Origin of the sequence: Mesorhizobium intechi (assembly GCF_002879535.1) — a bacterium.
In the GTDB taxonomy this organism is placed as follows: domain Bacteria; phylum Pseudomonadota; class Alphaproteobacteria; order Rhizobiales; family Rhizobiaceae; genus Mesorhizobium; species Mesorhizobium intechi.
The window spans coordinates 18,486-38,819 of sequence record NZ_PNOT02000019.1 but is presented as its reverse complement, the minus strand read 5'-3'; the positions used below and the strand labels follow the sequence as shown (position 1 = coordinate 38,819).

Sequence of the window (20,334 nt, the reverse complement as noted above, 5' to 3'; positions counted from 1 at the left end):
CTGCAATTCCGGGTGAAGGTGAACGCGTCGCCGCCTGTCGGCGAGATAGTCAGGCAGCTCCTCGCCGGAGACTATCACCGCGGAATAGTCCTGCAGCGACCGCGTGCAGCGGCCGATCGCTTGCAGCACGCGCGTCTGCACCCGATCGTTGAACAGTTGCGACGCCCCCATTCGAAGCATGATGAACCGCTCTTGGAGGTTGGCAGCGCGAGGCAAGCCTTCGATGAACAGCAGACGGCAATCATTGCCCGGAAAGTCGATGCCGTCATAGCGGTTAGCTATCACAGCCACCGCCTGGGGCGTGGTAACGAACGGCTGCTTCGACTCCTCGATGGCCTCTGCGCCGAAGGTCGCGAAGCCAAGATTGGCCTTGACATCCTCTCGGACCGACTCAGCCTGTTGATCGCTGGGCACGAGGACCAGGCTCCGCCCGGCGCGTTGCATCAGCTGGTGGCGCAGCGTCACTACGTCATGGACCTCGAGCGAGCTGTCAGGAAAGATAAAGAACCTGCGCCCAATCCCTTGGCGATCCCAGCCGTCGGGCACTTGGAGGCGCTTGATCCTGCGGCGGCCTGTGAGGCGCTCCAGGTCGCCGCCCGCCCCGAGTGTGGCCGACATAAAGATGCGCTGCCGCGCATTCTGATACGGCGGATGCTGCCATGTCGGTGCCAACAAGGGGCGGATGAGAATTTCGGTCGCCGAAATGTAGAGGTGGCACGCAACGAGATGGCTTCGGATCATCGACCACGCCCACCGAATGTCCAGTTCTTCGGCATGGGCGTCGATCACCGCCGTGAGCTCGTCCTTAATCTCAGCGAAGACGGGCGTGGGCAGCTTATCGACCCAGCGTCGGTCCTCCGGATTGCTGTCCCAACGGCCCGTAAGTCGCGAAAAATCGTGGGCGTCCAGGTGCGGCTGCAGCACTCCACTCAGTGCTTCGAACAGCGCTCGGTGCTGCTGCTTGGTCCGCTGGATGCGGACAGTCCACATCTCACCGATATAGTTCTCGGCGGCATGGGCATCATCTATGATGACGACGTCCGGGTTCGAGAAAAACGGATTGGTGTTGAAAAGCGAGTTGTAGGTCGTCACAGCCACCCGGTCGGCGTTCTGATACTCGGCGCGGGCCTGTGGGTCGTAATCCCGATTGCTTCCCGTAAAGCCGTTCACCGTCAGCCCGTACTGTGTCCGGGCCTGTTCCACTGCCTGGTTCACCAGCTGCTTGGTGGGGCAGAGATAGACTACCCGCTCTTCGAACTTGCGGCGGCGCCACTCGGCAATCATGAGCCCGACCAGAGTTTTTCCGCTCCCCGTTGGAAGCTGCAATGCTACATCCGAGTCAGAGACTGCCTGAGCGGCGTAGCTCCGCATAATCTCGCCCTGATGCAGCAGGACGCCCGGGATCGTACGGCGCGGAAGCGTGAGAAGAATTTCCTCCGGGCTTGTTGGAACAATCTCTGTCGGTGTCGCGCTTTTGAATGCCATTGTTTCCACTCCTACCAATCTGGCCCTTATCTGCTCTTCCGATCGGCCGCCAGAGACAAGGGCGATTCTCCACACACAGAGGAACTACCAGCCCGATGAAAGACCCCCGGCTGGTACCCGATAGATAGTTTATGTCCGATAACCCGCGCTGGGTCGCTGTACGCGTCACCGAGAGAGGCCATGTTACTGCAGCCGGGATTATCCCGATGCTGGTTGATAAACGGACGGCCTCACTTCGAATTCACGTTCCGTTCTGCTAATTGATAAGACTCGAGCGAATCTTGAGGTTGTACCGCACTTGTCGGCGGTTGGCAGAGAGATGGCGATGACTAGGGCTGATGAATGACCCAGGCGGGAGTACTCAGCATTGATAGTTCGACGTTCGCCATGCGGACGTCTTCGCCTGGACGATTGAGATCGCTCCTGATGGACAACTCCGAGCCGGTTCTTCTCTTGGGCGCCGGCGCCTCGATTACCTCCGGGATCCCTGCAGCGGCCAAAACGGTTGAGAAGGCCGCACGGTGGGCATGGTGCAAGGAGAACGGCCGTCACCCGGACGACTTCACCATTCGCCGGTCTGATTATTGGCCCTGGTTGGCCGCCCAGCCTTGGTACAAAACAGAGCTCTCCGCCGCCGATCTCTACCCCGAAGCAATCGACAACCTGCTAGGGGTGAAGAGCGATCGACGCGAGTTCTTTGAAAAGCTCATCAACCCGCCTGAGGTACCGCCCTCGCGCGGCTACGTTGCCTTGACGCAAATCCTGCACCAGGGATGGATATCCACCGTCCTGACAACCAACTTCGATCAATGCCTTGAACGGGCGGCGATTCAGCAGAACCGACCCCACCGACTGGTCAGCATCAGCACGCCGGCTGACTACGTGATGTTCAGCTCCGCGCCGCACGATCCGCAATTGGTCTTCCTGCATGGGTCAGTGAAGCACTACACCGATAGGAACTTGGCCGACGAGGTTCAATCCCTCGACCCATCGCTGGCCGAACGCCTGCGACCTCTGTTTCGCGACCATCCGGTTATCGCGGTCGGTTATCGGGGTGCCGAAGCGTCCGTGATGAAAGACCTTTTCTTGGCACAAGCCATGTCCGGCGGCTTCCTCCACGGCGTCTACTGGTGCGTCTTAGAGGACGATCTGGTCGGCCCTCATTCGCCTTGGGTCGAGCAGTTGGCGGGCGCAATTGGCTCCAACTTCCAGCTCGTACCAATTCGAGGGTTCGACGACCTCTTCGAGAAGGATCTACTGGCCAGCATGATCGCTGCAGGAGCACGGCCAACGCGCCGGCCTTCCGGCTACAGCGTCGGCGGCATGCCCGCAGACATGCGCCCGCTCAATGAGCTTGATGTCTCCGGCTTCGAACAGCCGCTTCTGCAAGCCCGCCTGCGGCAATATGCGGACCGAACCGACCTCTGGAGACCGGGAGACGTTGATGCCGCCTGGGTCGAGGAGATGACCGACCGGCTCGATCTGGTGCGGCCGGTCGGCGGGAGCGTCTGTCCGACGCTCGCGGGKTGGCTACTGTTCTCGCGTAATCCTTCTGTCGAATTCCCTCAAGCCCGGGTCGAGTTCCGTGCGACAGGACCCGGCCACTGGCTGCGGGGCCGCTTCGGCGAGGACATCGAACTTGAGCCGACTTCTCGTGAAGGCGAGTTCACGGTCCGGCGTACGATCACCGGCAATCTTTGGAGCCAACTAGACGATCTTATCGACCTTCTTGCCCTTGTGAACTTCCAGTTCCGGCTGAAGGCCGAGGTTTCGCGTACGGTCAATGCGTACAATGCAATCGCCATCAAGGAGATGCTCGTCAATGCGATCGTGCACCGCGACTACGATCGAGACGAGGCCGTCCAAGTCATCGTTGAGCCAAAATCGATTGCTGTCACGAGCCCTGGCGGCCTTATCGAGGAAATCGCCGTTCTAGTCGGCGGGCAGTCGTTCCAAGACGCGATCGCGGAACGAACCAGCCCGATCAAGGGTTACCGGAATCCCGCCATATCGGACCTTTTCTACGGCGGCGGCCAGATGGACCGGCGGGGATCAGGCCTCTCCGACATGGTCCTCGCCACCGTGAACAACAATGGGTCGGTGTCATTCGGGCCTTCTGCCGACAACGCTCAGTTCACGGTCATGATCGAGGCGCGGCCGGAAGCCGTCGACGAGATCACCAACACCGCATTGCCAATCGCTGAGGAGACCGTCCGCTACTCGTCCAACCTCGTCCCAATCGAGATCATGCCGGCGAAGGTCTGGCACGCCGCCACCAGCGCTGGTTCTAACCGAACCTTCTATCGCGACGCGGAGGGTCTCGCAGTCCCACCGGGCCATGTGAGCGACGGCCGCTTCTATTCTCTCTATGACCTGGAGGGGCTCGCCGAGTCGATGGTCACGCCGTTCGACCCAGGGGAGATCGAGGCCTTGGACTTCGACGAACTCATCCGATTGCCGGGAGGTGAATCGATCGCGCTGAAGCTGCTTCATGAGCTGCTGTTCGAGCACCTGAAGGCCAAGGATCTCCAGATCGAGTATGATCGACGGCGCGCCTACTTCGCGCGCGGCGACGAGCCTGAGCTTAAGGTTAGCTATCAAGGCCGCCTTCGCAAGGCTACCCGAACCGTGGTTAAGGCGCGCACCAAGCGCGAATCCGCCGACATCGTCTACTTCGAGCACAAGGCGGTCAGCTTCTCCGTTCTGCGCTTCGGTAGCGACTGGGCGGTTGTTCTGACCCCCGGGTACGCATTCACCCGGGACGGCGTGCGTAACCCAATCAGTCGGGAGCGAACGAACGCCCTCTCTACACGGCGCGCGGCGCGTGATTTCAATCCGAGCGTTCTGCAGGACGTCTCTTTCTGGCTCGCGGTCCTGTCCGGCGAAACTGAGGGCCTGTTCGCACTTGAGCAACGCCGGGATAACGACCTCACGCGGTTCGCTCCTTCCGTGCTCCTATCCCATCGCACGCCGACGATTTCGTTCAACGTGTCGGCGTTCGACGAGTTGGCCCAGCGCGACTCTGAGATCGACGAGGATCTCCAGAAGTTGGACGCCGAACTGGAAGCGCTTGCGCTTGAGCCTGACGACGAGGACAGAGATGGGTCCCGCCGCGACGCGGATGATCTAGGCCCAAGCGAGCCCGACGATGTCGATTGAGCTAGCCATCGTCGAGTTGTCCCCGCCGCGACTTCAGTTCGGCGGCGCGAGCACACATACCGATCCCAAAGTCGGGCTCCTGTCTGCGGGTCCTTTTGACCTTCGGTTCGGGTCGGCTCGGAAGGACAATATTCATGTCGGGGTCATTGGCCCGGCCCAGCAGGTAGCGGCGGCGCGGCGGTGGCTGGAGCGATGCAGTGGGGAAATCCCGATTCTGGGCGAGCCAAGCCTGCTCAAGAAGGCCTTTCCCGGCTTTAAGGAGGCGTTTCATAAACGATTGGTCGCCCCGGACGCGTCCTCGATCGCACTCAGCTCGGATAGCCACGACGAGCTTGCTCGTGCGTTGCAGGGCGACGCCTACCAGGCGTTCCAGCGCGTGGTCGACTTGTACGCTGACGCGCATTTGCGACTCGCGTCCCGTGACCTAAACCGTCCCGACATCGTCCTGATGTGTATCCCCGACGACATCTTCAACAAGGTTAGCTCAGTCGAGCGCAAAGCGACCGAAAGTGAACGCAAGCGCGCCAAGGAGATCCGGCGCGCCCGCCCGAGCAATCAGCTGGACCTGTTCGACACCCTCGATGAGGTCGAGCAGACACCCGAGGATTTCTTGAGACGGGACCTCAGGCTGGCCCTGAAGGCGCGGGCTCTACGGAGCCGATTGCCGATCCAGCTGGTCACAGAAGTCCTGCTCAGCGACACGGCGAGAAACCAAGACCCAGCCACCCGCGCCTGGAATTTTGCCGTCGGCCTCTATTACAAGGCCGGCGGCGTCCCTTGGCGATTACCGCCCACGGGGCCAGAAACCTGCTTCGTCGGCATCAGTTTTCACCACTTTCGCACGACGCGGCGCGCGATTGTCCGGTCCAGCCTTGCTCAGGCCTTCTCGAGTGATGGTGAAGGGTTCGCGATCCGCGGGGAAGGCGTTCCCGTCGAGCCCGAACAGGGTCGGAACGTTCACCTCTCCGAACAGCAGGCGTTCGAGCTGACGCAGAACGTCCTTGCCGAATATGAGCTGCGCACTGGGGGAGCGCCGCTCCGAGTCGTGCTTCACAAGACGTCCTATTTCGATCCCGCCGAACAGACGGGCTTCGCTGCTGCGCTCAAGAACACGCCCATCGTATCGATGGTCACCCTTGTTCCCAGCCTCTTCCGGCTGCTCCGGTACGGCGCCTATCCTCCGAAAGTCGGAACGGTCTGCACAGTCAATAACGACCGATCGTTCCTATTCACTTCCGGGTTCATGCCGGAGCTCGGCACCTACCCAGGACCGCATGTGCCCCAGCCATTCGAAGTTCGCTGTCTTGGCGCCGAGAACGCTGTCGCCGCCGCGCAGGACGTTCTCAACCTCACCCGGATGAACTGGAACACAGCCGACATCAGGGGAAAATGGCCGGTGTCCTTGTCTTTCGCCCGCCGTGTAGGCGGCATTCTGGACGAGTACGGCGACGATGATCTTGCCGAAACCTCGTTCCGCTACTTCGTTTAGACACTACGGGGTTGCACCGTCCGAGTGTCCGCGTTCGCATTTTGGATGTCTGAAGCGACCGGTCCGGTGTCGGCCCAAACCAGCCACGTTCGTCACGGGTTAATCGACCCTTCTTGTGGGACGACGAGACACCGCGGAGGGAATACTAATTTAGTCCTCCTCCTGGTCCTTAGGTTCGCCAGACCATACGAGAGAATACGAAGGAAATGCGTGGCCAACATAACGTATTGATTTCCTGTGGAAAACGATGACCCTCCGGGCCTGCAACATTGGTTGCCCAGTTTCGGTGTTTTCGACGGGGTTCAGTGTGATTTTCGGAGGTTGGAGGTTCGTCTCGTCGTTTGGCGAACCGTCGCTGTTGGCTTCCAAACTAGACCCTCGCGAGGATGTATGGACAGCAGGCTTGCCTCGCGTCCCCCGATTGAGATCACCCGCGAGTTTTTGCTCTCGAGTTCATCCAGATAGTCGGCCCACCATTGCATCATCCTGACGCGCTCTTCCCAGTGCTCTGCCCGGGCGTAGGCGCGCCGAACGTCGTTGTTCTCAATGTGGGCCAGCTGCCGCTCTACGGCGTCCGGGTGCCACTTGCCGCATTCGTTTAGCAAAGTTGATGCCGTTGCTCGAAAGCCGTGCGCGGTAGCTTCTTCTTTGCCATAGCCCATACGGCGAAGGGCGGCGTTAAGCGTGTTGTCGGAAATCGGACGCGAACCCGATCTAACACTAGGAAACGACAGCGATCCACCACCAGAGATTTCTCTAAGTGAGGTCAGGACGCTGACGGCCTGCCTGGAAAGAGGTACGCGGTGCGGCCGTCGCATCTTCATGCGTCCTTCAGGGATGCTCCACACGGAGCTCTCGAAATCGAACTCGTCCCATCCGGCCGCGCGCAGCTCGCCGGGGCGGGGGAACAGCAGGGCCATCAGCCTCAGAGCGGCTCGGGTTGTCGGCTGTCCGTCAAATGCATTAATCGCCCTCAGCAAGCCTCCCAAGGCCTTAGGATCGGTAACCGCGGCACGCGGCGTGACCGTCGGACCGACGAGTGCGCCCCTCAGGGCGATCGTCGGATCTACATCGGCGCGTGCGGTTGCGATTGCATATCGAAACACGCTGCCGATGGTGGAGCGCATTCGCCTTGCCGACTCGTATCGACCGCGAACCTCCACGCTGCGGAGAGCGGCAAGAATTGTGGCCGGATCGATCTCCCGAACGCTTTTGTCCCCAAACGTTGGATAGGCAAAGTCGAGCAACCATTTGACCTTGGTGATGGTCCGGTCGGCACGTCCCTCCTTCTTCAGCTTGTCGACATAGTCCTCCGCGATTGAGCGAAAGGTGTCCTCCGCCGAAGTCTTTTGCGACTTACGCTCCTGTGCGGGGTCGATGCCACGTAGGAGGAGACGTTTGGCGGTATCGCGCGCCTCTCGTGCCTCAGCGAGGGAGATGAGGGGATAGCTGCCCAACGCCAGAAGCTTCTGCTTGCCGCCAAAACGATAGGCGAGGCGCCATAGGCGAGATCCGGTAGGCTGCACCCAAAGCTGGAGCCCGCCACCGTCAGACAATTTTACGAGCTTAGAAATGGGTCGGGCATTTCGGCATTTTACGTCGGAAAGGGCCATTTTCGGGACCTCCATTTGGCTGCATCGATACCATCAGGATCTCCAATACCAGCGAAAATACCAGCCCCCCGCCTCGTTGGACCAACTGCGCCGAAATTCCACAAAACCCGACCATCCGCGCTTTGCGCGCCGAAATCAGTAAGGATTTCAGCTAGTTGACGAGATGGAAGCGTAGAGGCTTCGGCGAAAGAGACTGTCGGGAGAAGAGGGGATGGTGCCCAGAGGCGGATTCGAACCACCGACACGCGGATTTTCAGTCCGCTGCTCTACCAACTGAGCTATCTGGGCCTGTTCCGGCAAACGAAAACGCGTGAACCGGATTTCATGAAGGCGCCGTGGGGCGCCCCTTGAAAGCGCGTGGGTTATAGCACGGGAATTTAGCCTGTCCAGCGCCCAGGTGGCGATTTCCGGCAGGAAAAGAGAGGCTGTGGAAAGGCCGGCTTCCCCAAGAGCTTTTACCACGCAAAGGTGCGCGGGCAGACCTCCTTCTGCCCTTTGGCCTCCGTCCTGGCGCTGCCATGGCACGCCGCAACGGCGCGATCCGTCCGTGGCCGGCAGAGATGCCGCGATGCAAGGCACTAGCAACCGGCTGCCGCACTACCTCGCGCTGGCCACGCCCTTGCGAAAATCGGAGGGGGTCATGCCGGCCAGCTTGCGGAAGGACTTGTTGAAGGCGCTGAGCGAGCCGAAGCCGGAGTCCATGGCGACGCGAAGCACATTGGCATCCTGGTGCATCAAGAGCGCCTGCGCATAGCTCAGCCGCAACAGGTTGACATATTCGTTGAGCGTCATGCCTGTCGATTTCTTGAACAGGCTCATGGCGTATTTGGGATGGATGTCGGCGGCCGCCGCTATGTTCACGCAATCGATGTCGTAGAGAAAATTCTCGGCGATGAAATCGCACATGCGCCCGACATTGCGCGACGATTGCTGGTCGAAGGCACTGCCGGCTTCCTGCCCGGCCGCCGTCTCGGGCACCAGCCGGTAGGGTTCGAACCGCACCCGCTCCAGCCGCAGCAACAATTCGTTGACGGCGTGCTCGGCCTTGGCCGGATCGCCCGAGCGGGCATAGCGGTTCCAGCGGGCGAAATTGTCGTTGTCGGATTGGTCGGTGGCGCTGGTCACCAGCGTCGCACCCGTCATCAGCCGGTGGCGCACGTCAGCCGGGAGATGCAGCCGGAAGAAATGCACCAGCGGCAGATGCGCGCCGGCATAGATGGCGTCGTCGCTGAGGTCGTCCATCTGGTGCGGTAGGCCGCCCCAGAAGAAGCACATCTCGCCGGCCGAAAGCGAGATCTCGTGCTCGTTCATGCGGTAGTGCACGCTGCCGCGGACGATGAAATTCACCTCCACCTGGGCATGCCAGTGCGGCTTGAGCATCACCAGCGGAGCGGTATGAAACATCTGCAGGAGCAGCGGCAGGCCTTCCACGCTGCTGGCCCCAGGCTGGTAAAACGGCCGCTCCGGCATCTTACTTTCCGCCAATTCCGTATTCCCTTTGTCGGCGACAAGCCTTCCGCGCCGAATAGTGTAGCCGCGCTCGCAGAGAGAGCAAATGAAATGGGAGGATTTCAATGCGCATCACACTGACCTGCGCCGCGCTCGCGCTTGCCCTGGGCTCAGCCCCGGCCTTTGCGCAGTCCGGCGAAATCACCATCTGGAGCTGGAATGTCGCTGCTTCCTCGCTGAAGGCGACGATTGCCGGTTTCAACAAGCTGCATCCCGACATCAAGGTCACGGTTCAGGATCTAGGCAACCAGCCGACCTACGACAAGTCGATCGCCGGCTGTGCGGCCGGCGGCGTCGGCCTGCCCGACATCGTCACCATCGAGAACGGCGAGGCCGAAAACTACTGGAGCCAGTTTCCCGACTGCTTCGTCGACCTGCATACGCTGGGCTATACGGCGGAAGACCAGAAGAAATTCCCCGATTTCAAGCGCACCGAACTCGAGGTCGGCGACAAGGCCTATGCCATGCCGTGGGATTCCGGCCCGGTCGCCGCCTTCTATCGCCGCGACTTCTACGAGAAGGCCGGCGTCGATCCGGCGTCGATCAAGACCTGGGACGATTTCATCGCCGCCGGCAAGAAGATCCAGGCCGCCAATCCGGGCGTCTCGATGACCAATGCCGATTTCAACGGCGACACCGAATTCTTCCGCATGATCTCCAACGAGCAGGGCTGCGCCTATTTCGCCGAGGATGGCCAGTCTATCACGGTCAGCGAACCCAAATGCGTCGACGCCCTGACCAAGGTCAAGGCGATGAAGGATGCCGGCATCGTCTCGTCCGCCGACTGGGGCACCAAGATCACCAACAACACGGCGGGCACCGTCGCCACCCAGGTCTATGGCGGCTGGTATGAAGGCACCATCCGCACCGAATCGGCCGGCGAGAACGGCAAATGGGGCGTTTATCTGATGCCGAGCCTAACGGCCGACGGTCCCCGCGCCGCCAATCTCGGCGGCTCGTCCCTGGCCATCACCTCGGCCTCGAAGAACAAGGAGGCAGCCTACGAATACCTGAAATACACGCTCGGAACCAATGAAGGCCAGATCACCATGTTGAAGGAGTTCGGCCTGGTCCCCTCGCTGGTCTCGGCGCTGGATGACCCCTATGTCAGCCAAGGCCTGCCCTATTGGGGTGGCCAGGCGGTATGGAAGGATATTCTCGGCACCTTGCCCAAGGTCGTCCCCAGCCGCGGCACGCAGTTCCAGAGCGATGCCGAAATCATCGTCCGCGCGGTGCAGACAAAATATCTGGCCGGCGGCTATGCCGACGCCAAGGCGGCACTCGACGACGCCGCAAAACAGATCGCAGCGGCGACCGGATTGCCGGTCAAGTCATAACCTCCCAGGGACGGGGTCCGGGACGGCACTTGCCGCCCGGACCCTCCGCCTGCGAACTGTCAGAACACCGGATATGAAGGAGGAGGAGGAGCAGGATGCGCAACCGCAACGCCACGGCCTATCGTTTCCTGGCGCCTTATCTGCTGATCTTCTCCGTCTTCTGGGTGTGGCCGATCATCTCTTCGTTCCTGATCTCCTTCCAGGCGACACGCACCGTGCCCTGGCGTTTCGCGCCGGGCTTCAACTGGGGCCGGCTGATCGGCGATCCGGCCTTTTTCAACGCGCTGCAGAACACGCTGCTCATCCTCGTCATCCAGGTGCCGGTGATGATCGCGCTGGCCATGGTGATGGCCGTGCTTTTGAATTCGCCGCTCTTGAAGGCGAAGGGGCTCTACCGCTTTGCGTTCTTTGCTCCGGTCGTCGTCGGCGAAGTCGCCTATTCAGCGGTGTTCCGGCTGATGTTCAGCCTCGATTTCGGCATCGTCAACAAGCTCCTGAACAGCGTCGGGCTGCCCAAGATCGACTGGTTCTCCAATGTCACGCCGGCCATGGCGCTGATCATGATCGCGGTCACCTGGCGCTGGGCCGGCTACAATGCCATCATCCTTCTGGCAGGCATGCAATCCATCCCCGAGGATGTCTACGAGGCGGCGACGCTCGACCGCGTCAGCAAGCTCAAGCAATTCTTCTACATCACCTTGCCGCTCTTGAAGCCGGTCATCGTGTTCTGCCTGGTGCTCTCGATCATCGGCACCATGCAATTGTTCACCGAGCCCTTCCTGATCACCGAGCGCGGCGGGCCGGGCGGCGGCACCGAGACGCTCGGCCTGCTGCTTTACCGCCAGGGGTTCCGGTCGCTCAATTTCGGCTATGCCTCGGCCGTCGCCTACACCATGGCGGCGCTGGCAATCGTGATCACGCTGGTTCAACTGTGGCTGACGAGGGAAAAGCAATGAGTTCGCTCTCCTCCGCCCGCCTGAGGCGCAGCATCGCGCTGCATCTTTTCCTCACCCCGCTGGCGCTGGTCTGGCTGTTCCCGCTGTGGATGATGGTGGTCTTCTCGACCATGCCCGACAACGGCATCTTCAGCCCCGGGATCGAGCTTTTGCCGCACGGCAATTTCGTCGACAATTTCAACAATCTGCAGCGCGACACCAATTTCGTCGGCGCCATCGGCATCTCCGTCTCGGTGGCGGTGACCTATACCTTCCTGTCGGTGCTGTTGACGTCGATGGCCGGTTGGGCGCTGGCGCGCTACCAGTTCTTCGGCAAAGGCGTGATCGTCGGCATCATCTTCGGCACCATCACGCTGCCCTATGCAGTGGTGCTGATCCCGCAATTCATCATGGTGGCGCGCGACTTCCAACTCGCCAACACCTGGGTGGCGCTGATCGTGCCGCCGCTGTTCAATTCGCTCGGCGTGCTGTTCATGCGGCAAAGTTTCTCGATGATGCCGGATGATCTGTTCGACGCAGCCCGTGTCGAAGGCGTGAAGGAGTGGCGCATCTTCCTCTTCGTCGCGCTGCCGCTGGCGCGGCCGATGCTGGCCGCACTCGCCATCATCCTGTTCCTTGCCTCCTGGAACAATTACCTCTGGCCACTTTTGATCAACAGCCAGCCCGGTTCGATGACGGCGCCGGTGGCGCTCGGCACCCTGATCGGCCTCACCAAGGTATCGTGGGGCGGCATCATGGCAGGCGCCGTGATGCTCACCGTGCCGATGCTGATCGTCTTCGTGCTCCTGCAGCGCCATTTCATCGCCGGCATCGCCGCCGGCGCAGTTAAGTAAGAGGCAGCATGGCAACCGTTACGCTGAGCAACGTGGTCAAGCGCTTCGGCGCCTTCGAGGTCGTCCATGGCGCCAACATCGACATCAAGGACGGCGAGTTCGTCGTCTTCGTCGGGCCGTCCGGCTGCGGCAAGTCGACCCTGCTCAGGATGATCGCCGGGCTCGAGGACATCAGCGGCGGCGAGATTGCCATCGGCGGCAAACTGGTCAACGATGTCGAGCCGGCCGATCGAGGCATCGCCATGGTGTTCCAGTCCTATGCGCTCTATCCGCACATGAGCGTCGAGCAAAACCTCTCCTTCGGGCTGCGCATGACCGGCAATCCCAAGGCCGACACCGACCGGCGGGTGAAGCGCGCGGCCGAGATCCTGCGCATCAGCGAATTGATGGACCGGCGCCCGAAGAAACTCTCCGGCGGCCAGCGCCAGCGCGTCGCTATCGGCCGCGCCATCGTGCGTGAGCCGCAAGTGTTCCTGTTCGACGAGCCGCTCTCCAATCTCGACGCCGAACTGCGCGTCCAGATGCGCGTCGAGATATCGCGCCTGCACAAGGAACTCGGCGCCACGATGATCTACGTCACGCACGACCAGACCGAGGCAATGACGCTCGCCGACCGGATCGTCGTGCTGCGCGCCGGGCATATCGAGCAGATCGGCCGGCCGCTCGATCTCTATGACGATCCCGACAATCTGTTCGTGGCCGGCTTTGTCGGCTCGCCGAAAATGAACTTCATCAAGGCGCAAATCATCGGGCATGATGCGGGTGGGGTCGTGGTCGAGCTTGCGGGCCAGGAGAAAACCCGTATCACCCAGCCGCTGGCCGGCGCCGCGCCGGAAACGGGCAGCAAGGTCATCGTCGGTGTGCGGCCCGAGCATTTCGGCAGTGCCGGAGAAGGTGACACCGACCTTGTCGTCACCATCGACGTGGTCGAGCATCTCGGCGGCACGAGCTTTCTCTACGCTCGAACGGCCCACGGCGAAGACGTGGTGATCCAACGCGACGCGGCGAAGGTTCCCACCACCCCCGAGGTCACCGTTTCCATCCGCAAATCCTACCTGTTCGACGAAAAAGGGCTGCGGCTGCGCTGACCGGCCGCCCCCTCCCAGCCTTCAAGGAGAATGACAATGACCGCAACCACGCCCATTCGCTGGGGCATTCTCGGCCCGGGCAGCATCGCCCAGGCCTTCGCCGGCGGCGTGGCCGCTTCGCGCACCGGAAGACTGGTCGCCATCGGCGCGCGCAATCCCGACAAGCCGGGCCTTGCCGAGAATTTTCCCGGCGCCCGCATCGTCCATGGCTACGAAGCGCTGCTTGCCGCCCCCGACATCGATGCCGTCTACATTGCGATCCCGCATCCCGGCCATGCGCAATGGGCGATCCGGGCTGCGGAAGCGGGCAAGCACGTTCTGTGCGAAAAGCCGCTGGCACTGACCGCCTTCGAGGCCGATGCCATGTTCCATGCCGCGCGCAAGGCTGGCACCTTTCTCGGCGAAGCCTTCATGTACCGGCTGCACCCGCAGACGCTGAAGCTGGTGGAATTGATCAAGTCGGGCGTCATCGGCGAGGTCAGGATGATCAAGTCCAGTTTCGGCTTCGCCATGCCGGGCTTCATGCCGCAGCACAGGCTCTATGCCAATGATGCCGCCGGCGGCGGTATACTCGACGTCGGCGGCTATACCGTCTCGATGGCGCGGCTGATTGCCGGGGCGGCATCGGGACAACCTTTCGCCGAGCCCGACAAGGTGGTTGGTACCGCTCATCTTGGCCAGTCCGGCGTCGACGAATGGGCCTCGGCGCTGCTGCATTTTCCCGGAGGCATAGTCGCCGAGCTTTCCTGCAGCATCTCGCTGAACCAGGACAATGTACTGCGCATCCTCGGCACCAAGGGCCGCATCGAAGTGCCGGACTTCTGGTTCGCCGGCGGAAATCGCGATGTCGGCCTCGGCCGGATCGACGTGATCGGCGCCGACGGTTCGCGTGAGACGATCAGCGTCGATGAAAAGCGCCATGTCTATTCCTTTGAGGTCGACGGCGCCGGCGAGGCCATCCTTGCCGGCCGGCAGGAGTTCGCCTGGCCGGGCATGGATTGGGCCGACAGTCTCGGCACCTTGCGGGTGCTCGACAGATGGCGCGCCGCCGTCGGGCTGGAATACGAGATCGAAAAGGCCCCGCTGCGCACCGGCACGATCTCGGGCAGGCCTTTGCGGTCGGGCGGCACGGCGATCGGCAAACGCGCCATTCCGGGCCTGGTGAAGCCGGCATCGGTGGTGGCGCTCGGCTTCGAGGATTTTCGCACGTTCTCCTCCGGCTCGATCCTGCTCGATGCCTTCTTCGAGGCCGGCGGCAATATCTTCGACACCGGCTACGTCTACGGTGGCGGCTACACCGAGACGCTGCTTGGCCAATGGCTGCAGAGCCGCGGCGTGCGCGAGCAGTCGGTGATCATCGCCAAGGGCGCGCATTCGCCGCTTTGCTATCCCGACGTGATCGGCAAGCAGCTTGCGCAGTCGCTCGACCGCCTGCAGACCGACCATGTCGACATCTATTTCATGCACCGTGACAATCCCGACGTGCCGGTCGGCGAGTTCGTCGATGCCATGGATCGGGAGGTGAAGGCCGGTCGCATCCGTGGCCCGTTTGGCGGCTCGAACTGGACGATGCAGCGCATGGACGAGGCGATTGCCTATGCCGAGCGCACCGGCAAGCAGAAGCCCGGTGCGCTTTCCAACAATTTTTCGCTGGCCGAGATGCTGGAGCCGATCTGGGCGGGTTGTGTCGCCTCGTCCACCGACGACTGGAAGGCCTGGCTAACATCCAGGCAGATGCCGAATTTCGCCTGGTCGAGCCAGGGCCGCGGCTTCTTCACTGAGCGCGCCGGGCGCGACAGGCGCGACAGCGAGGAACTGGTGCGGGTCTGGTATTCTGAGCGCAATTTCGGCCGCCGCGACCGCGCCATCGAGCTCGCCGCGCGGCTGCGCAAGAGCCCGATCCACGTTGCCCTGGCCTATGTGCTCAACCAGCCTTTCCCGTCGGTTCCGCTGATTGGGCCGCGCACGCTGGGCGAACTGGAAGACAGTCTGCTGGCGCTCGACATCGCGCTTTCGCCCGCCGATCTCGAGTGGCTGGACGGCGGCAGCCTGCACGCGGCCTGATGGACAGGCCTCAAAGCGGCATCAGCTCTCGTCGTCCGACACCCTGACCCCGCGCCTGGCCGGAGTCCGCAGATTGGCATACATGCCGGTGGTGCGGAATTGGCTGGGCGTGGTGCCGTAGAGGCGGCGGAAGACCTTCGAAAAATAGTTCGCATCCTCGAAGCCGCACAGGATGGCGACCTCCTTCACCGGCAGGAAATCCGCCTTGGTCAACAGCTTCGCCGCCCGCTGCAGGCGCTGCTGCAGCACGAACTCGGCGGGCGGCAAGCCTTCGCTCTCGGCGAAGCAGCGCGAGAAATGGGCTCGGCTGAGGCCACTGATCTGGACGAGGTCCGCCACCGGCAGCGGCTTGTCGAGATTGGCGTTGATATGGTCGATGACCGGCTGCATGGCGCTCTGTTTTTCGGCAAAGGCATGCGAGCCGAAGACGTCGTCATAGAGCGCCATCGCTGCCTCATAGGCGATGGCGGACGCGGCACCCGCTGAGGCGGCCCCCTTGATGAGGCGCAGGCTGCAATCGGCAAGGTGATCGATCGTGGCCGGCTTGAGCCGCAGCACCGGACCGGAGATGCTGAGGATAGACTTGTGGATGCGCAGCGCCTCCTCGCCGTTCATCGAGATCCAGAAATATTCCCAGCGCTCGTCGCTCGCCAGCCAATAGCGGTGGTTGTGCGGCACCAGCACCAGCAGCGTGTCGTTCTCTTGCAGGCGGTAGTTGCGGTTCTCGTAGCGCAGTCGGCCGGTGCCGCCGATCGTGTGCTGGAGCACGGTGAACGGCGTCTGGCCGCGTTTGCGTCCGTCCCAGTCATAGATCTCGTCCTCGCGCACCTCATAGCCGGTACTGGTCGGCATGGCGTGCAGGCGCTGCCGGCCGCGCGGCAGCGAAATCGTTCGCATCGACTGTCCGTTGGCGATCAAATCTCGTAGCACAAAATTACCCTTGAAAGCATAATCCTTCTCTGGTCGCGCTCGTGAATAAGGGCATAATCCCCCTCGAAAAGCGAGAGAGATCCGCAGGCGAGGAGCGGACAGGGAGGTTGACAGGCCGGAATCAGGCCTGTCCCGCACACATGCCGTGGCATGTGGCCGCGACCCGCCCCCTGTCACTCCCGGCCTGCCACTGGAATAGAATGAGGTGCGGCAGATGAGTTTCAAAATCGCTATCATCGGTGCCGGCAGTGTCGGATTCACGAAGAAACTGTTCACGGACATCCTGTGCGTGCCCGAATTCAGGGATATCGAATTCGCGCTGACCGATCTCAGCGAACACAATCTCGGGATGATCAAGGCGATCCTCGACAAGGTCGTCGAGGCGAACGGATTGCCAACCAGGGTGACGGCGACAACCGATCGCCGCAAGGCGCTCGAAGGCGCACGCTATATCATCAGCTGTGTGCGGGTCGGAGGTCTGGAGGCCTATGCCGACGACATCCGCATTCCGTTGAAATATGGCATCGACCAGTGCGTCGGCGATACGATCTGCGCCGGTGGCATCCTCTATGGCCAGCGCAACATTCCGGTGATCCTCGACTTCTGCAAGGACATACGCGAGGTCGCCGCGACGGGCGCCAAATTCCTCAACTATGCCAACCCGATGGCCATGAATACCTGGGCGGCGATCGAATACGGCAAGGTCGACACGGTCGGCCTCTGCCACGGCGTCCAGCATGGAGCCGAGCAGATCGCCGAGGTGCTGGGGGCGAAGTCCAGGCACGAGCTCGACTATGTCTGTTCTGGCATCAATCACCAGACCTGGTTCATCGATCTGCGGCTGAATGGCCGCAAGATCGGCAAGGATGAGCTGGTTGCCGCCTTCGAGGCGCATCCGATCTATTCGCAGCAGGAAAAGCTGCGCATCGATGTTCTGAAGCGCTTCGGCGTCTATTCGACCGAGAGCAACGGCCATCTCTCCGAATATTTGCCCTGGTATCGCAAGCGGCCCGACGAGATCACGCGCTGGATCGACATGTCGGACTGGATCCATGGCGAGACCGGCGGCTATCTCCGCTACTCCACCGAAACCCGCAACTGGTTCGAGACGGAGTATCCGCAATTCCTCGAAGCGGCCTCGAAGCCGATCGATCCGGCCAAGCGCTCCAACGAACATGCCAGCCACATATTGGAGGCACTGGAGACCAACCGCGTCTATCGTGGCCACTTCAACGTCAGGAATGACGGCGTGATCGCCAATTTGCCGCAGGATGCCATCATCGAATCGCCCGGCTTCGTCGACCGCTTCGGCATCAACATGGCTGCCGGGATCACGCTGCCGGAAGCCTGTGCGGCCACTTGCATATCGTCGATCAACGTCCAGCGCATGTCGGTCCATGCCGCGGTATCGGGCGACATCGATCTCCTGAAGCTCGCCGTGCTGCATGACCCGCTGGTCGGTGCCGTGTCGACGCCGGAGGAGGTCTGGCAGATGGTGGACGAGATGGTCGTCGCCCAGGCTCAATGGCTGCCGCAATATGCGCACGCGGTTCCGGCCGCCAAGGAGCGGCTGTCGAAATCCGCGGTCAAGACCCGCGAATGGACCGGTGCCGCGCGGCGAAACGTGCGCTCGATCGAGGAATTGCGCGCCGAAAAAGCCGCGCTCAAGCAGGCCGGCTGACAAGCACGGCGCGGCGGCGGACCCACGGGAGGCAGGTCCACCGCAGCTGGTTTCGGGCAGAAGACGAGCAGCAGAAAACGTTTGAACATGAGGGAGGAGATTATGACAAACCTACGCAGCATTGGCATTGCCGCCGGACTGGCGCTGAGCGTCTCGGTTCCGGCACTCAACGCTTTCGCATCAGAGCCGACGGTCCCGCCGGTGCCGGCGACCTTTCCGGCCGAGGGCAAGATCAAATACGTCGCGCGCGACTCCATTCTGGAGTTCAAGGCCCTCCCGGAATATCACGAGCCGGATTGGGTGACCGAAAAATACGTCAAGACCGGCAAGCTGCCGCCGGTGAAGGACAGGCTGCCGAAGGAGCCGCTGGTCTTCAAGACAGCCAACATGCCTGACGGCATCGGTGTCTACGGCGATACGATGCGCCATGTCATCGGTGGCCGGCCGGAAGGCTGGAATTACGGCGCCGGCCAGACGCAAGGCTGGGGCGGCATCGATATCGGCCTCTCCGAGTGCCTGACGCGCACGGCGCCGCTGTTCCAGGTCGAAGCCAAGGACACCGAGCCGCTGCCGAACCTCGCCAAAAGCTGGGATTGGTCGAAGGACGGCCACAAGCTGACCATGCATCTGATCGAGGGCGCCAAATGGTCTGACGGCGTGGCCTTCAACGCCGACGACGTCATGTTCTATTGGGATGACGAGGTGGTCGACCCGAACGTCTCGCCGCTCAATGGCGCGACACCTGAAACCTTCGGCGTCGGCACGACGCTGAAGAAGATCGACGACTACACTGTCGAGTGGACGTTCAAGGAAGCCTTCCCGAAACAATACCTCTACGCCATGGCCTACGGCACCTTCTGCCCAGGCCCCGCGCACATATTGAAGCCGCAGCATCCCAAATATTCGAAGAACACCTACGACCAGTTCAAGAACGCCTTCCCGCCGGAATATATGAACATGCCGGTGATGGGCGCCTGGGTGCCGGTCGAATACCGGCCGGACGACATCATCGTCATGCGCCGCAATCCCTACTACTGGAAGGTCGACGAGAAGGGTAACCAGCTGCCCTATCTCAACGAACTGCAGTACAAGCTGTCGACCTGGGCCGATCGCGACGTCCAGGCGGTCGCCGGCTCGGGCGACTTCTCCAACCTCGAGCAGCCGGAAAACTTTGTCGCCTCGCTGAAGCGCGCCGCCGAAGCCAAGGCGCCGGCACGGCTCGCCTTTGGTCCACGCCTCATCGGCTACAATCTGCGCCTGAACTATTCCGCCAATGGCTGGGGCAACCCGGACGAGCGAAGCCAGGCAGTCCGTGAGCTGAACCGCAACGAGGACTTCCGCAAGGCTGTCACCATGGCGCTCGACCGCAAGGCGCTGGGCGATTCCCTGGTCAAGGGACCGTTCACCGCCATCTATCCCGGCGGCTTCTCCTCGGGCACCAGCTTCTATGACCGCAAGTCCACCGTCTATTATCCGTTCGACCTCGCGGGCGCCAAGGCCGAACTTGCCAAGGCAGGCCTCAAGGATACCGACGGCGACGGTTTCGTGAACTTCCCGGCCGGCACCGCCGGCGGCAAGAACGTCGAGATCGTGATGCTGGTCAACAACGACTACGGCACCGACAAAAGCCTTGCCGAAGGTATTGTCGCGCAAATGGAGAAGCTGGGCCTGAGGGTCGTGTTGAACGGCCTCAACGGCACCCAGCGCGACGCCTCGCAATATTCCGGCCGTTTCGACTGGCTGATCCGGCGCAACGACCAGGAACTGACCTCGGTCGTGCAGAACACCGAACAGCTTGCGCCTGTCGGCCCGAAAACCAGCTGGAACCACCGTGCGCCGGAAAGCGGCGAGGTCGACCTGATGCCCTTCGAAAAAGACCTCGTCGACATCGTCAACAAGTTCGTCGCGTCAGAGGACAACGACAAGCGCGCCAGCCTGATGAAAGAGTTCCAGAAGATCTCGACCGAACACATCTACAATGTCGGCCTGACGGAATATCCAGGCGCGCTGATCATCAACAAGCGCTTCTCGAACATTCCGCAGGGCACGCCGATCTTCATGTTCAACTGGGCCGAGGATTCGATCGTTCGTGAACGCGTCTTTGTCGCGGCCGACAAGCAGGCGAAATACGAATTGTTCCCTCAGGAGCTCCCCGGCAAACCCGGAGACAAGGGCCCGATGTAAGTTTAC

At 61.8% G+C, this 20,334-nt stretch carries 13 protein-coding genes and 1 tRNA gene; 9 read left to right on the top strand and 5 right to left on the bottom strand.

Going from position 1 to position 20,334, the window contains the following annotated elements:
- The coding region (locus C1D09_RS01365; RefSeq protein WP_143972628.1) for a DEAD/DEAH box helicase at positions 1–1,485 on the bottom strand (1,485 nt) is incomplete at its 3' end.
- Positions 1,486–1,911: 426 nt separating this feature from the next.
- Here C1D09_RS01365 and C1D09_RS01360 point away from each other — a divergent pair.
- Positions 1,912–4,644 carry an SIR2 family protein gene (locus tag C1D09_RS01360; RefSeq protein ID WP_208760332.1) on the top strand — a complete coding sequence of 911 codons (2,733 nt, stop codon included), beginning with the start codon at positions 1,912–1,914 and terminating at the stop codon, positions 4,642–4,644.
- Entirely contained in the window at positions 4,634–6,133 is a 1,500-nt protein-coding gene (locus C1D09_RS01355; protein ID WP_143972627.1) for an argonaute/piwi family protein, read from the top strand. Before C1D09_RS01360 ends, C1D09_RS01355 begins: the two co-directional genes overlap by 11 nt.
- Positions 6,134–6,435: 302 nt before the next feature.
- Here the strand turns inward: C1D09_RS01355 and C1D09_RS01350 are convergent, their stop codons facing one another.
- The 3 genes from C1D09_RS01350 to C1D09_RS01340 all read right to left on the bottom strand — a co-directional run bounded on the left by C1D09_RS01350 (position 6,436) and on the right by C1D09_RS01340 (position 9,216).
- Positions 6,436–7,746, bottom strand: coding sequence for a tyrosine-type recombinase/integrase (locus C1D09_RS01350; RefSeq protein WP_143972626.1), 1,311 nt, complete (start codon positions 7,744–7,746; stop codon positions 6,436–6,438).
- A gap of 212 nt (positions 7,747–7,958) precedes the next feature.
- Positions 7,959–8,034, bottom strand: a tRNA-Phe gene (locus C1D09_RS01345).
- 309 nt (positions 8,035–8,343) lie between these two features.
- On the bottom strand, positions 8,344–9,216 hold the full coding sequence (locus C1D09_RS01340; protein ID WP_143972631.1) for a helix-turn-helix domain-containing protein: 873 nt from the start codon (positions 9,214–9,216) through the stop codon (positions 8,344–8,346).
- A gap of 104 nt (positions 9,217–9,320) precedes the next feature.
- On the opposite strand from C1D09_RS01340, the gene C1D09_RS01335 reads away from it, so the two are divergent.
- The 5 genes from C1D09_RS01335 (at position 9,321) to C1D09_RS01315 (ending at position 15,533) form a co-directional block, all read left to right on the top strand.
- The gene (locus C1D09_RS01335; protein WP_143972625.1) at positions 9,321–10,592 is read left to right on the top strand and encodes an ABC transporter substrate-binding protein; all 1,272 of its coding nucleotides are present in this window, start codon (positions 9,321–9,323) and stop codon (positions 10,590–10,592) included.
- A gap of 95 nt (positions 10,593–10,687) precedes the next feature.
- Entirely contained in the window at positions 10,688–11,548 is an 861-nt protein-coding gene (locus C1D09_RS01330) for a carbohydrate ABC transporter permease (protein WP_143972624.1), read from the top strand.
- A complete protein-coding gene (locus tag C1D09_RS01325) occupies positions 11,545–12,381 on the top strand; it encodes a carbohydrate ABC transporter permease (protein WP_143972623.1) in 837 nt (278 codons plus the stop codon). Before C1D09_RS01330 ends, C1D09_RS01325 begins: the two co-directional genes overlap by 4 nt.
- 8 nt (positions 12,382–12,389) lie before the next feature.
- Entirely contained in the window at positions 12,390–13,469 is a 1,080-nt protein-coding gene (locus C1D09_RS01320; RefSeq protein ID WP_143972622.1) for an ABC transporter ATP-binding protein, read from the top strand.
- A gap of 36 nt (positions 13,470–13,505) precedes the next feature.
- Positions 13,506–15,533: an aldo/keto reductase gene (locus tag C1D09_RS01315; protein ID WP_143972621.1), complete on the top strand. Its 2,028-nt coding sequence runs from the start codon at positions 13,506–13,508 to the stop codon at positions 15,531–15,533.
- A 21-nt stretch (positions 15,534–15,554) separates the two neighbouring features.
- Here C1D09_RS01315 and C1D09_RS01310 read toward each other — a convergent pair whose 3' ends face one another.
- On the bottom strand, positions 15,555–16,430 hold the full coding sequence (locus C1D09_RS01310; RefSeq protein WP_143972620.1) for an AraC family transcriptional regulator: 876 nt from the start codon (positions 16,428–16,430) through the stop codon (positions 15,555–15,557).
- A 247-nt stretch (positions 16,431–16,677) separates the two neighbouring features.
- Here C1D09_RS01310 and melA point away from each other — a divergent pair, with 247 nt between their 5' ends.
- Together melA and C1D09_RS01300 are read left to right on the top strand one after the other, a co-directional pair.
- Positions 16,678–18,144 (top strand): alpha-glucosidase/alpha-galactosidase, encoded by a 1,467-nt coding sequence (melA, locus tag C1D09_RS01305; protein ID WP_143972619.1) that lies wholly within the window; start codon positions 16,678–16,680, stop codon positions 18,142–18,144.
- Positions 18,145–18,246: 102 nt separating this feature from the next.
- The gene (locus C1D09_RS01300; RefSeq protein ID WP_143972618.1) at positions 18,247–20,328 is read left to right on the top strand and encodes an ABC transporter substrate-binding protein; all 2,082 of its coding nucleotides are present in this window, start codon (positions 18,247–18,249) and stop codon (positions 20,326–20,328) included.
- The last annotated feature ends 6 nt before the right edge of the window (positions 20,329–20,334 follow it).